Annotated in this window: 11 protein-coding genes and 1 pseudogene; 9 read left to right on the top strand and 3 right to left on the bottom strand. The window is 41.0% G+C overall.

Annotation, left to right across the window (positions count from 1 at the left end):
- The first annotated feature begins 128 nt into the window (after window positions 1-128).
- The 4 genes from DWZ38_RS19175 to DWZ38_RS19190 all read left to right on the top strand — a co-directional run bounded on the left by DWZ38_RS19175 (window position 129) and on the right by DWZ38_RS19190 (window position 4344).
- Window positions 129-380 (top strand): hypothetical protein, encoded by a 252-nt coding sequence (locus tag DWZ38_RS19175; RefSeq protein WP_117854674.1) that lies wholly within the window; start codon window positions 129-131, stop codon window positions 378-380.
- Window positions 381-488: 108 nt separating this feature from the next.
- Window positions 489-1136 carry a CHC2 zinc finger domain-containing protein gene (locus DWZ38_RS19180; RefSeq protein WP_117854676.1) on the top strand — a complete coding sequence of 216 codons (648 nt, stop codon included), beginning with the start codon at window positions 489-491 and terminating at the stop codon, window positions 1134-1136.
- Between the two features lies 1 nt (window position 1137).
- On the top strand, window positions 1138-2433 hold the full coding sequence (locus tag DWZ38_RS19185; RefSeq protein WP_117854781.1) for a virulence-associated E family protein: 1296 nt from the start codon (window positions 1138-1140) through the stop codon (window positions 2431-2433).
- Window positions 2434-2802: 369 nt separating this feature from the next.
- Window positions 2803-4344, top strand: coding sequence for a MobA/MobL family protein (locus DWZ38_RS19190; RefSeq protein WP_117854679.1), 1542 nt, complete (start codon window positions 2803-2805; stop codon window positions 4342-4344).
- Between the two features lie 70 nt (window positions 4345-4414).
- Here DWZ38_RS19190 and DWZ38_RS19195 read toward each other — a convergent pair whose 3' ends face one another.
- Complete coding sequence (locus tag DWZ38_RS19195) at window positions 4415-4651, bottom strand: helix-turn-helix transcriptional regulator (RefSeq protein ID WP_117854682.1); 237 nt, start codon at window positions 4649-4651, stop codon at window positions 4415-4417.
- Window positions 4652-4938: 287 nt separating this feature from the next.
- On the opposite strand from DWZ38_RS19195, the pseudogene DWZ38_RS19200 reads away from it, so the two are divergent.
- A pseudogene (locus DWZ38_RS19200) lies at window positions 4939-5305 on the top strand (hypothetical protein); the annotation flags it as partial.
- A gap of 296 nt (window positions 5306-5601) precedes the next feature.
- Here the strand turns inward: DWZ38_RS19200 and DWZ38_RS19205 are convergent.
- The gene (locus DWZ38_RS19205; RefSeq protein WP_117854685.1) at window positions 5602-6564 is read right to left on the bottom strand and encodes an AraC family transcriptional regulator; all 963 of its coding nucleotides are present in this window, start codon (window positions 6562-6564) and stop codon (window positions 5602-5604) included.
- 154 nt (window positions 6565-6718) lie between these two features.
- Here DWZ38_RS19205 and DWZ38_RS19210 point away from each other — a divergent pair, with 154 nt between their 5' ends.
- The 4 genes from DWZ38_RS19210 (at window position 6719) to DWZ38_RS19225 (ending at window position 12934) form a co-directional block, all read left to right on the top strand.
- Window positions 6719-9412, top strand: coding sequence for an alpha-L-rhamnosidase (locus tag DWZ38_RS19210; protein ID WP_117854687.1), 2694 nt, complete (start codon window positions 6719-6721; stop codon window positions 9410-9412).
- Window positions 9396-10328, top strand: coding sequence for an alpha/beta hydrolase (locus DWZ38_RS19215; RefSeq protein WP_178105384.1), 933 nt, complete (start codon window positions 9396-9398; stop codon window positions 10326-10328). The genes DWZ38_RS19210 and DWZ38_RS19215 overlap by 17 nt, the downstream gene beginning before the upstream one ends.
- Window positions 10329-10345: 17 nt before the next feature.
- A complete protein-coding gene (locus DWZ38_RS19220; RefSeq protein ID WP_117854784.1) occupies window positions 10346-11686 on the top strand; it encodes an MFS transporter in 1341 nt (446 codons plus the stop codon).
- A 990-nt stretch (window positions 11687-12676) separates the two neighbouring features.
- Complete coding sequence (locus tag DWZ38_RS19225) at window positions 12677-12934, top strand: hypothetical protein (RefSeq protein ID WP_243000393.1); 258 nt, start codon at window positions 12677-12679, stop codon at window positions 12932-12934.
- Between the two features lie 69 nt (window positions 12935-13003).
- On the opposite strand, the gene DWZ38_RS19230 is transcribed toward DWZ38_RS19225, so the two are convergent.
- On the bottom strand, window positions 13004-13193 hold a 190-nt coding region (locus DWZ38_RS19230; RefSeq protein ID WP_147343038.1), incomplete at its 5' end, for a helix-turn-helix transcriptional regulator.

Raw genomic sequence — 13193 nt, forward strand, 5'->3', positions numbered from 1 at the left:
TGCTGTAGGCTGGGCGGTGATCGATTATATCAAAAATGGGCGACCTCAGTACTACGAATCGGATCAGGTGTTCCTGAAACATATGCCGCCATTTGATCCTAATCGTACAGAAAAACAAAGGAGGTGAAATGATGGAAAAGAAAGTATATATCGATCTTCCGCCGTTTACGGGAAGAAATGTTCCGATTAAAGAAATCGCTCAGGCGATCGGAAAAGACCCGCACTATATCCGCCTTGCCATTCAGCAGGGGATTTTTAAATTCGGAGTGGCGATGAAAGTGGGAAATTCTAACGAGTTCAGTTACTACTGTCCGGATCGTAAGGTGTGGGAAGAAACCGGATATTTCCGGGATGTAAGAAAAGAAAAAGCCCAGGCATAAAAACCAGGGCTCAATCTTCAGAGATATTGCTATACTCTGTCCAGCAAATAAAGTATAGCAAATACCTCTGTGAGATACAATTGAAAATTTCAAAAGAGGAGGTTATACATGAATTTATTTCAGGAAATTAAAGCGTATGTTACAGCCCTGCAGGCTGCGGAACAGTACGGGATCAAGATCAACCGGAATAAGATGGCATGCTGCCCCTTCCATGATGATCACCATCCCAGTATGAAGATTGGCCAGAATTACTATTGTTTTGCCTGCGGAGCAAAAGGAGACGTCATAGATTTTACTTCCAGACTGTTTGGCATATCCCAGTTCGAGGCGGCACAGAAGCTGATCACAGATTTTGGACTTCCGATCAGGTCTGAAAAGAAGAAACATGCACCGGGGAAACCCCGGAACAGGGCGTCCTCAATGGTACAAAGTCGGTATCATTTTTCCGTAAAAAACAAGATCCTGGACTGGAAAAATCATGCGGTAAAGGTTTTGACTGACTATCTGTCGTGGATCAGATTCTGGAAGAAATTTTACTCATCGCGACAGGATCCTTTTGAGGAGGAACATTTTCTGGAGGCATTGAGTAATGAGTGGAAGATCAATGCTTATCTGGATATCCTGCTGGCCGGAAGCGGAGAAGAGATTGCCCAATTCTTTATGGACAAGAGGAAGGAGGTGGCGGATATTGAGCAGCGAATGGATGGATATCAGCGAGGAGTCCTGGAAGAAATTAGAAAAGATTGTAGAGGATGAAATGCTGAGTACAGAAGAGATCCGCGGATCTCTGGAAGTAACGGAGAAAGGACGGATCCGGCAGTCTATCCAGAATTGCAAACATGTGTTGGACCATGATCCCTGCCTGAAAGGCGCCATCTGCAGAAATGAGATGACCTGTCAGATTGATATTAAGAAAAAAGTGCCATGGAAGAGAAGAGGTGTTCAGATGACAGATACGGATATGAACAACCTGTCCTTGTATCTGGAAAAGAATTACGGGCTGACCAGTGACCGGGTGATCATCAAAGCTGTGGACATTGTGGCAAATAATAACAGCTTTCATCCTATTATTGATTTTCTGGAAGGGCTTACCTGGGACGGGACGCCCAGGATCAGCCATATGCTGACACATTTTTTCGGAGCTGAAGATCAGAAGTATACCGGGGAGATCATGAAGATGCACATGATGGCAGCCATCAGCAGACTATACGAACCGGGAACAAAATATGATATCATGCTCTGCCTGGTAGGCGGACAGGGAACGGGAAAATCTACCTTTTTCAAGTATCTGGCAATTAAGGATGAGTGGTTCACGGACGATATGAAACGGTTGGATGACAAGAAGGTTTATGAATATCTGCAGGGGCACTGGATTGTGGAAATGTCGGAAATGAATGCAGTGGCCAATGCCAAGAGTATTGAGGAAACCAAATCTTTTCTGAGCAGACAGAAGGACACATACCGGATCCCGTATGAAAGGCGGGCGGAGGATCGGTACCGGCAGTGTGTATTCTGCGGGACTTCCAATGACCTGGCATTCCTTCCTTTTGACAGGACCGGGAACCGCCGGTTCGGTCCGGTGAAAGTCTGCTCGGAAAAAGCGGAAGTGACGGTATATAAAAATGAGAAGGAATCCAGAGAGTATATTCTCCAGGCATGGGCGGAGGCGATGGTGATCTATAAGACGGAGAAGATCCTGCTGACCTTCTCCCCGGATATGGAAGACTATGTGAAATCCCTACAAAAGGATTTTATGCCGGAGGATACACAGACCGGAATGATCCAGGCTTTTCTGGACAACTACGAAGAGGATTATGTGTGCTCTACCATCATCTACCAGGAAGTGTTTCATCAGGAAGGCATCGTGCCGAAATGGCAGTCCAAAGAGATCGGAGATCTGATGGACAATGAGATCACCGGATGGGAAAAACATGGAAATCACCGGTTCTCCGGGGGACTGGGAACTCAGCGTTCATGGAAGCGGATCCAGCCGAAAAAAGATCCAGATGGATTCATGAAAGTGGATGAAAATGAGGAGTTACCTTTTGAGTAAAAGTTAACTTTAAAAATGTTTTGAGCCTTGTTCACAAAAGTTTGTTCACAAGTTTGTGAACAGGGAAGTGTGAACAGGGAGAAAAAAACTTTGAAAGTTAAAAACACAGGAATGAAATAAGGCCCGGATACGGGCAGAAAGAAAAAGGCGGATACGCCAGAAACTAAGCCCTCGGCGATTGAGAGCGAAATACACCCATCGCACAAATCTGACGATTTATACTCTGTGTATTTCGCGACTGCATCGAGCTCTTCCCTTAAGAAACTGCAACCTGCAATTCCTTAAGGGAATCCTCCGGAAGGCCCTGCGGGGCAGATCGGCATGTAAACAGAGGGATGATCTGACGTACAACCGCCGGAAAGGAGATACATGACAAATGGAAAAAACAGTTTTCTTCAGGTGGTCAAACTGCCCAATGTCAGAGGCAGGGTGCGTTATATCTCGGATCCGAAACGACAGGAAAATTTATATGCCACCTTTACAAATGTGGAGTCGAAATATTGGACTTACCTTTCAAAAGAAAATCAGAAGGATTTCAGAAAAAGCGGTACAGATGGCAAATGCATTGAGGCGAGAGAGCTGATCATCATGCTGCCGCCAAGCCTGATCCAATATGATCCGGATATGCTGCTGAAGTATTTTTTCGCCAAGTTTGTGGAGAAATATGATGTGGCGGTGGCAAGCGCTCTGCACCATAATAAGGCAAAAACTAATCTTCATATTCATCTGATCTTTTCCGAAAGACAAGAATTAGATGTTCCGGAAAGAAAGATTGCTGAAAGGAATCTGTTCTATGATGAAAACGGAAAACACGTCCGGACGAAGAAAGAGATTCTGGATGAACGTGGAGAGATTCGGCCGGGATGCAGGATCGTTAAGAAGGGAGAAGTTTATGAAACCAATCTTTTCAAACCGAAAAACCAGAAATTCAAGTCCAAGAAGTTCACGGAAGAAATGAAATATTATTATACGGATCTTATCAATGAACTGGTAAAAAATCCCGCAGAGAAGTTGAAGGTGTTTGATAAGAACAGTCCTTATCTGCCGACCAGAAAGATTGGAAAGAACAATCCAAAGGCAGAGGAGATTCGAATTGATAATTATCTCCGGCAGGAATGGAATCATATGGTGGACCGGGCAGTGACGGAAGGCGTGACAGAGGATGAATTACGCCATGTGAAGAAAAAAGAAATCACTGTGCCGGCTCAAGAATCGATCATTAAGGCAGGCTGGAAACCGGATCAGTTCCGAAACATCCTGCAGAAAGCCATCGGGAAACTGAGAGGATTCATTCAGTTTATGAAAGAGATCCGGAATGGAGAATTTGACGCAAGAGGAAACCCGCTGATCCGCCATGATCTGAAATTTGATGTGACACCGGCACCACTACCGGAGTCGGCGAGAGGAGAAAGGCCATCTTCAGCTCTGCAGGAAGCGGAAGTAATGAGACTGGATCGTATTTTGCAGAAGATGAAGAAAGCAGAACAGAAGATTTATGCCATTGAGAAAGCAAAGCTCAGGCTGGAGAAAGAGCTGAAGGAAGTGCAGAAAAAGTGGTTTCATGGGAAAGAGAAGAAAGAGCTGGAGCAGAAGATTGCCGGAAAACGGCAGGAACTGAAGAAAGCACAGGAGACCCTAAGCGAGATTCCCAAAATGCAGGGATATGAAAATGCACTGGAAGTAAAAAAAGCCTATAATGCTGCAGTTACTGAACTGGAAGGTGTGCGGAAACTTCAGAGTGAATGGGATCAGAAGGGAATCCCGGAAAAGAAGTACTGGGTGATCAAAGCCAACGTTCCGGAGCAGACAAGGCAGAAAAGTATACATGAACGTCTGGAGGAGAAGAAACGGGGCATGGAACAACAAAAGAAAAAAGAGCGGAAAAGAAATCAAGACAGGGATTGCCTGTAAAGAAACAGCCGGAACCGTCAATGTTATTCATTGAAGGCTCCGGCTGTAATTGCAGGTTGGCATAAATGATTTATAGTAATCCGAAAAAGAATTCAGCAATATCCGCGTCAAAGATTTTGCTGAGTGCAATCAGTTCGCTGACTTTGATATTCATTCGATTAGTTTCAAGTTTTGCATAAGTGCTTTTGGAAATTTCAATTCCCATCAGCTGTAACTGCGCAATAACCTGATCCTGTGTCATATTTGTCCTGCGTCTTAGACGCTGGATATTATGGCCGATATCCATGTCTGGTCTGATTTTCTGCATATCTGAACTACTCCTGGAAAATTTGTAATATAGAAATATTTCGCTATACAGAAAGTAGTGCTCAGAAAATGTTCGTCGATAAAATATTTGAAAGAGCTACGATACGGGGGCTATGGGATTATCGGTTGTTTGGTCTAGGAGCGGATGAAGATGATAGGAGTTATGAGGAACGATTGGATGAACCTTACATGAGGTTTGAAAAGGCTGTAGAGAAATATGACAGAAGTAATACTTCGGAGTTGCGGGATTTATGTAATGAAGTGAGTAATGAGACGGCAAGTGTGTGTATGGAGATAGGACTACAAGCAGGAATATTGTTTATAGTGAAAAAAGTAGAGGTGGGTTCATTCAATGATTCGTTTCTTAGTGAGGAAAGCAGCCAGGATGCCAAGCTGGAGAAGATGCAGGAAATCCCTCTTTTTGCGCTGTATCCTTTCAAGAATCACCCCTTCAAAGGCAAGAATGACGAGACTATGCTGGAGAGGACTGACATTGCTCTGGTTTCGGCGATTGCCCACCCGGATCTGGAGAGCAGCAATAAGCTGATAGCCTGGCACAAGCGACACAGGGCACAGTGAGCTGACCGAGAAAGAAACCATGCCGGTTATTGTCCGGGATCTGGATGATGATGCCACCATCATCATGGTGGACAGCAAATCTATAACAATCAGGCAGTAGACGGATCGACTTTTGCAGCAAATGGTGAAATAATTGAAACTTATGTTGCTTTTGAAAACATGGTGATCAGATGTATGTGGACAAAATCCTTAAAGCGATAAAAGAAGGCCTGCGTTTGGTTTTATCAACGGACAGAAGTCCGGACATGCAGAAAATCAGGCAATGTTGTTGGCAACTGTTTCAACGCGATTAAAACTTTGACAAATTGTAAAATAAATAATTATTCCACTGCGTTTGTCAGAAAAATAAAGTAATCCTTCATCCTACTTTTATCACAAGTCAAACTGCTTTCTGTACTGTCCGGGAGTCATTCCCGTATTTTGCTTGAACTGACGTATGAAATTGGCTTCGGTGGAAAAGCCAACAATTGTACCAATATGGCAGGAGGGAATACTGCTTGATTGGAGAAGGAACTTTGCTTGTGATATGCGTAAATCCAAAATATATTCTTTTGGAGAAAAACCAATGTATTTTTTAAATTCTCGACACAGATGATATTTGCTCATGCCTGAGAACTTTGCCATTTCATCTAGGGAAAAGGACGTTTGAAAATGATGCTCCAGATAAGTTCGAAGTAAAACTATGTTTTCGGGAATTGTTGTTTGTACTTGGGATGGAGCAGTCCAGCTCTCAAGGAGAAAAAGCAGATTTTCAATTTCATGAGAGGTCAATATTGCCCAGTTTTTTTGTGTGGAGGTCTGTAGACGGAGAATTTTTTCCAGTTGACTTTGAAATACGTTTTCCTGTTTGCAGTGAAAAACCGGGCTCCTTTGGGAAAAAAGTTCCAGATAAATATATTCTGCATAATTTCCCCATATATGCAGATCTGAATGTTTCCAGAACTTATTTTTGGTTCGATAGTGGTGAGCAGTACGACAGTCAATGATAAAAATATCGCCTGCTTTTAATGTATAACTTTTTTCACGGTAGATGAGTGTCCCCTCACCCTCGTAGGTAAACAGGATAAGAAGTGAAGCATAATTCTGACGTTTAGTATAATAAGGTTCTTCCATTTCCATTAGGCTAAAGGATTGCATATATAATAAGTATTCTTGTTGATTTTGTGATAAGGGTCTGGACAGTAGATATCTTGATTTGCCTTCAATATGGTAATCGTTGATTTCGGATATCAGTTTTGGATATTTTGTTTTGAATAAAGGATAGCCTTTATGGGTCAGAACATCTTTTGTATCAAAGTTAGATTTCCAATTAAAAAAATGAATATGTTCAAACATATAATACCTCTGGTTGGATGTGTAGACTATTACACTAATATTTGCTCAGAATTAATATAGCAATTAAATACAGTATATAAGCAATAAGTAATAAATACAAGGGAAAAAACAGATATATAATGAAGCAAAATATAAGTGTAGGAGGCGCGACATCATGAAGATAAAGGAACTGAAAGTTCTAAACATGACAGAGCCATGTGGAATAGGAGATAGTCCGTATTTTTCATGGATAATAGAAAGCGATAGACAAGATACGGTACAGACAGTTTATTCTCTTGTGGTCAAAAGTAGTAATTCTGTTGTATGGGATACGGGAAAAGTAGAATGCAGTAAAAACAGTTTTATCCCATATAAGGGCAAAATGCTGAAAAGCAGATGCAGGTATTCAGTTCAGATAACAATCTGGGATAATTACGGCAATGAAGCTTCAGCCGAGACATGGTTTGAGACAGCACTGCTTCATCCATATGATTGGACGGCGCGGTGGGTGGAATCTTCGATACATAGAAAAAGATCCAGATCGGGATTTGGAAAACAAGAACCAGCTACTATGTTTCGAAAATCTTTTTTAATTCACAAAAAACCAGTCAAAGCAAGGGTATACGCTACCTGTCATGGGATTTATGAACTTAGTATCAATGGGAAAAAGGTATCTGGGCAGCATTTTGCGCCGGAGCACACAGTATATGAAAAGTATTTGTGCTATCAAACCTATGATGTGACATCATGTCTGCAGGAAGGGGAAAATGTGCTTGGTATGTATGTTGGGGATGGCTGGTATTTGGGAGCACAGACCTTACCTAATATAAAAAAGATGAAACATGCCCATGCAGTACTTTTTCAGCTTGAAGTAGAATATGGGGACGGTACCAATCAGACATTTATTTCTGATCCAGGGACAAAAGCCTCTTATGGGCCGGTCGTAAGTTCTGATTTATTTGCAGGTGAGCTTTATGATGCAAACAAGGAAATAGAAGGGTGGAATAGCCCTGGATTTGATGAAAAAAATTGGAAAGCCTGCAGGATAGCGGATTACGGGTACAGGAATCTCAGGCCGCAGTTGGGAGAGCCTGTGGAAGTAATTGAAGTCCTTCCTGTAAAAGAAGTATTGCATTCCCAGAAGGGGGAGACAATTTTAGATTTTGGACAAAATATAGCTGGGATTGTCCAAATGAAAACAGATGTGCCAAAAGGAACAAAAATTGTATTGGAACACTGTGAAGTTCTAGACAAGGAAGGAAACTATATTAATAACATTATGTCGGTGGGAGGAATTGGTAAGGGTTGTGATCAGAAGGATGTATATATCAGCAGTGGAAAAAAGGCTACATACATTCCACATTTTACTTATCATGGTTTCCGGTATGTGAAAGTAACGGGTATTCAGGCTAAGGCACAGGATTTCTCTGCATTGGTATTGTCATCTAGAAAAGAGGAAACCGGAACCTTTGAAACATCGGATGCGCGTTTAAATCAGCTTTATGAAAATACAAAATGGTCACAATGGGCCAATATGTTGTCCATTCCGACAGACTGTCCGCAGAGGGAAAAGGCCGGGTGGACCGGGGACATGCTGGTTTATTCTAAAACGGCAATGCAGATTGAGGATTGTACGAATCTTTTTACAAGATGGCTTGAAAATATGGCTTGTGATCAGGATAAATATGGCGCTATTCCGATGGTAGTTCCAAATAGCGGAAAGTATCCGGTGACAGGAAAAATGATGAATTTGATGTATGGGGAGAAAGGGCAGGCCACATCATCAGGCTGGGGGGATGCTGCTGTGGCAGTTCCTTATTCCATGTATCAGATAACAGGAAATACGGAAATTTTACGGAAACAATATGGATGTATGCAGCAATGGTGCGACTATATTATAAAAAAAGCGAAATGTAAAAAAACCAGAGGCAGCCGGTTGCCGGATGATATTGAAGAGTACCTCTGGGATACTGGATATCATTATGGAGAATGGTTGATTCCAAGCCAGAACAAAAATGGAATTGATATGAAGAATCTGAAAAAAATTATGCAAATGAGTTCCTGCTATACTGCGCCGATATTTGGGTGGAACTCTGTTAGAACTTTTGCTGAAATTTCAGAAATACTTGCCAGCGAAAATCCGGAAGATGAAATTTATGGCAAAAATCATCAGAAATATCAGGAAATAGCCGATAAAATGAAACGGGCAATTCAGGAAGGTGTAATAAAAAAAGACGGCAGTATGCCTGCAGAACTGATGGGCGCATATGTCCTGCCAATTTATTTTGATTTGGTGCCGGATGAAATGAAGGAAAGTTTTCAGAAACATCTAGAGGATATTATTGCAGAAAATGACAATTGTATGGACACTGGTTTTCTTACAACACCCTTCTTACTAGATGCCTTATGTAAAATAGGACGCAGGGATTTGGCTTATGAGATGCTCTGGCAGGAAAAAATACCATCATGGCTGTCGGAGGTGAAAGCCGGTGCGACCACAATATGGGAAAACTGTTTTGGCTATGATGCAGAAGGGAATCCGGGAAATCTAAGCTTTAACCATTATTCCTTTGGCTGTGTGGATGACTGGATGTTCCGTTACATAGGAGGAATTGATACAGATACGGCAGGATACAGGCATCTGATTTTTTCCCCAAAACCGGATGGACGACTGAAAGCGGCAAAACGGACATTTAAGACGAGACAGGGATTGGCATCCTGTGAGTGGGCTATGGAAGAAAGAAACGGTAGAAATTATTTTAATATGAAAGTTAGGATTCCGTGTAATGCAACCGGGACAATTTTCTTGCCGGACGGTACGAAAGAGGAGAGAGGTAGTGGAGAGTATGTTTTTGAGACAGAAATATAATTATAGTAAAGAACTTAAGAGACCGATAACCTTTGGAAATGTTGATATGAATAAAGCTGTTGAAAATGGAGCAATGTTGAAATGTGCTGGATTTATGAGAAAGCAGACTGAAAGGTATAAGACTAAAAAAGTACAGTTGGAGAAAGACGAGTATCCGTCATTTGATGGAAAAGGAATTAAGTTTTTTACTTTTACACCGAAAGAGAAGAAAGAAAAATATCCGGCAATGATTTATTATCATGGCGGTGGATTCATGTTTCCTATCCAGAAATTTATGATGAATAGCAGTGTGAGTTATTGTGAAAGGCTGGGAATCAAGGTGTTTTTACCAGAATATCGCATTTCATTGGAAGATTCCTGTGACACTATCATTGAAGACTGTTATCACATGTTGAAATATGTTTTTGAAAATGCCGAAAGGCTTGGAGTTGATAAAGGAAGAGTGTTAGTTTACGGAGACAGTGCAGGCGGTTGTCTGGCAGAGAGCGTTACTCTTTTAAATAGGGACAGGGAGAACTATCACCTGCGTGGTCAAATGCTGGTGTATCCAGTCTGTGATAATGAATCAGAAAAATATGCTTCGGTAAAAAATTATAAGGATGCTGTGTGGAGTGAAAAAGCAAATGAGACAATGTGGAAAACATATCTGAAACGGGGAACAAAAAATATTGCGTATGTTGTTCCGATAAAAAGTGATTTAAAAAATCTTCCGCCGGCATATATCGAACCACAGGAAATTGATATTTTACGGGATGAGGCAGTTGCTTATGCCGATAAACTGAAGGCTGCTGGAGTAGCAGTTGAAGTGAATATCATACCAGGCTCTTATCATGGATTTGACAGTGACTTTAGAAGTTCTCTAGTAAAACAGGTCTATGAAAAACGATATCAGGTTATAAATAGGATGTTAATTTAATAATGGAGGATAATGAAATGAATCAAAAAGTGACAAAGAGAGAAAAGCTCTGTTATGTACTGACTAATATAGGGAATGTTCCTGTACAGGCAATATTAGGCTCATATCTGTTGATTTTTTATACGAATATTGTGGGATTGAATCCGGCATCCTGTGCGACACTGTTTCTTATTGCACGTATTTTAGATGGTTTAAATGATCCGATTGTTGGATTTGTTATTGATCATCGCAAAGTATCTAAAATGGGGCGTTTCAGGCCGACATTAATGTTGGGAGCCGTGTTATGTGGATTGAACTTTCTTTTGCTCTGGATGGGCCCATATATGGCTACCGGAGGGAAATTAGCGATAGCATATATTTCTTATTTATTAATAGGCATTATTTTCCCAATTATGGACATTTCATTAAACAGTATGCTGCCGGTTATGACAGAAGACCCTGCCGAAAGAAATTCACTGAGTTCTATCAAGGGCATTACATTATTGCTTGGAGTTTTTGGAATTAATATAATAGCTCCGATTTTAATTGGCGATGCATCCAAAGCAGAGGGATATATCACAGTGATTATAGTAGCAACAGCCATTATTGTAATATGTTCTTTACTTGGATCATTGGGGCTTAAGGAACGAGTACGGGTAAAAACAGGACAGGAAAAATATGAATTTAAAAATCTTTTTGATATTATAAGGCAGAGGCCTGTATGGGCAACTTTTTTATGTGCGCTGTTGTACACTACAGGAACGTATATAGTAAATGCATCAAATACATTTTTTTATACATATGTGTTAAACAATTTGATGCTGTTGAGCCTGGCATCTATGCTTCAGATGCTAGCAATGGTACCAGCATCAATAATAGCGCCATTTTTAATCAAAAAAATTGGGAAAAAGAATGCATATATTGTAGGTTTGTTCTGTTTTGGAATATTTCCAATTGTACGATTTATTAATGTGACAAATATTCCAATTTTAATGATTGCTACAGTGGTTGCTGGATTCGGAGCTGGATTGGCTATGCCTTTGCAATATGGAATACAGGCTGATAATACAGATTATATCGAATTGAAGTTGGGATATCGTGCAGAAGGTGCGGTAGCATCTTTATCAAGTTTTATTACCAAATGTGCCATGGGGATAGGAGGAGCCATACCGGGATATGTGCTGGCATTAGTTCATTTCGATTCAACTACTATGATACAGACGTCAATGGTCAATAATATGATAATTTTCTGTACCGTAGGCAGTCCGGTTATCTTTTGCTGTCTGGCAATAGTCGTATTTAAATTAGGCTATCCAATTACAAAGGAGAAACTGGAAGAACAGAATAATGAGTTAAAAGAGCTACATCATAATTTGTAAATGTAGTTTTATTAACAAAAGCACTTGAAGAACCTTTATACGTCGTATCCCCAAAGTGATAGACAAGTGTTCTAAAAATAGCAAACTCTCTGAATCATACTGTATGAAAAGAAAAGAGACTTCAAATTTTTTGTAACGTTAGGACATCTAGGGTAAAACACAGATAAGATGCAATTGATATTGAAAAGCAATTGTTTCCTTTGGTGTATATTCGGGTGTAAGTGGCGCAAATCCTTGGTTTAAACCATTTTTGAACAATGGAAGTACGAATTAGGATAGCTGCACAAATTTATCCAAACGTTAAGTAAGTGTTAATCAAATACAATTTATACAATTCAAAGCGTCGTAAGGCGGTGCATGGTCTCTCAGGACATTTGTCCTGGGAGGTTTTTGTATTTAGCAGGAGAACAATTATGGAATGGCAAGGAATGGAGAGTTGTATTCTAAAGCGTAGTAAATCGGGAATTTGACTAGAATTTGTTGAATTTTTCAAGGATGAGGAAGAATTGCATCAGGTGAAAAAAAGAGATCACTGTGCCGGCTCAAGGATCGATCATTAAAGCAGGCTGAAAACCGGATCAGTTCCGAAGCATCCTGCAGAAAGACATCGGGAAACTGAGAGCATTCATTCAGTTTATGAAAGAGATTCGGGTACGGAGAATTTGACGCAAGAGGAAACCCGCTGATCCGCCATGATCTGAGATTTGATGCGACACCGGCGCCACTGCCGGAGTCGGTGAAAGGAGAAAGACATCTTCAGCTCTGCAGGAAGCGGAAGTAATGAGACTGGATCGTATTTTGCAGAAGATGAAGAAAGCAGAACAGAAGATTTACGCCATTGAGAAAGTAAAACTCAGGCTGGAGAAAGATTTGAAAGAAGTGTAGAAAAAGTGGTTTCATGGGAAAGAGAAGAAAGAGCTGGAGCAGAAGATTGCCGGAAAACGGCAGGAGCTGAAGAAAGCCCAGGAGACTTTAAGCGAGATTCCTAAAATGCAGGGATATGAAAATGCACTGGAAGTAAAGAAAGCCTATAAAGTTGCAGTTACTGAACTGGAAGGTGTGCGGAAACTTCAGAGTGAATGGGATCAGAAGGGAATCCCGGAAAAGAAGTACTGGGTGATCAAAGCCAACGTTCCGGAGCAGACAAAGCAAAAAAGTCTCCATGAACGCATGGAGGAGAAGAAACGAGGCATGGAACAACAAAAGAAAAAAGAGCGAAAAAGAAATCAAGACAGGGATTGCCTGTAAAGAAACAGCCGGAACCGTCAATGTTCTCATTGAAGGCTCCGGCTGTAATTGCAGGTTGGAATAAATGAATTATAGTAATCCGAAAAAGAATTCAGCGATATCTGCGTCAAAGATTTTGCTGAGTGCAATCAGTTCACTGACTTTGATATTCATCCGATTAGTTTCAAGTTTTGCATAAGTGCTTTTGGAAATTTCAATTCCCATCAGCTGTAACTGCGCAACAACCTGATCCTGTGTCATATTTGTATTGCGTCTTAGA

The sequence above is a fragment of the Ruminococcus sp. AF31-8BH genome (assembly GCF_003460605.1).
GTDB classification, from domain to species: Bacteria; Bacillota; Clostridia; order Lachnospirales; family Lachnospiraceae; genus Blautia_A; species Blautia_A acetigignens.

Bases quoted from the DNA above. Each gene is read 5' to 3' on its own strand.
- DWZ38_RS19190 (WP_117854679.1), top strand. From the start codon at position 2,803: ATGACAAATGGAAAAAACAGTTTTCTTCAGGTGGTCAAACTGCCCAAT.
- DWZ38_RS19210 (WP_117854687.1), top strand. From the start codon at position 6,719: ATGAAGATAAAGGAACTGAAAGTTCTAAACATGACAGAGCCATGTGGA.
- DWZ38_RS19195 (WP_117854682.1), bottom strand. From the start codon at position 4,651: ATGCAGAAAATCAGACCAGACATGGATATCGGCCATAATATCCAGCGT.
- DWZ38_RS19180 (WP_117854676.1), top strand. From the start codon at position 489: ATGAATTTATTTCAGGAAATTAAAGCGTATGTTACAGCCCTGCAGGCT.
- DWZ38_RS19205 (WP_117854685.1), bottom strand. From the start codon at position 6,564: ATGTTTGAACATATTCATTTTTTTAATTGGAAATCTAACTTTGATACA.
- DWZ38_RS19220 (WP_117854784.1), top strand. From the start codon at position 10,346: ATGAATCAAAAAGTGACAAAGAGAGAAAAGCTCTGTTATGTACTGACT.
- DWZ38_RS19225 (WP_243000393.1), top strand. From the start codon at position 12,677: ATGCAGGGATATGAAAATGCACTGGAAGTAAAGAAAGCCTATAAAGTT.
- DWZ38_RS19185 (WP_117854781.1), top strand. From the start codon at position 1,138: ATGCTGAGTACAGAAGAGATCCGCGGATCTCTGGAAGTAACGGAGAAA.
- DWZ38_RS19175 (WP_117854674.1), top strand. From the start codon at position 129: ATGATGGAAAAGAAAGTATATATCGATCTTCCGCCGTTTACGGGAAGA.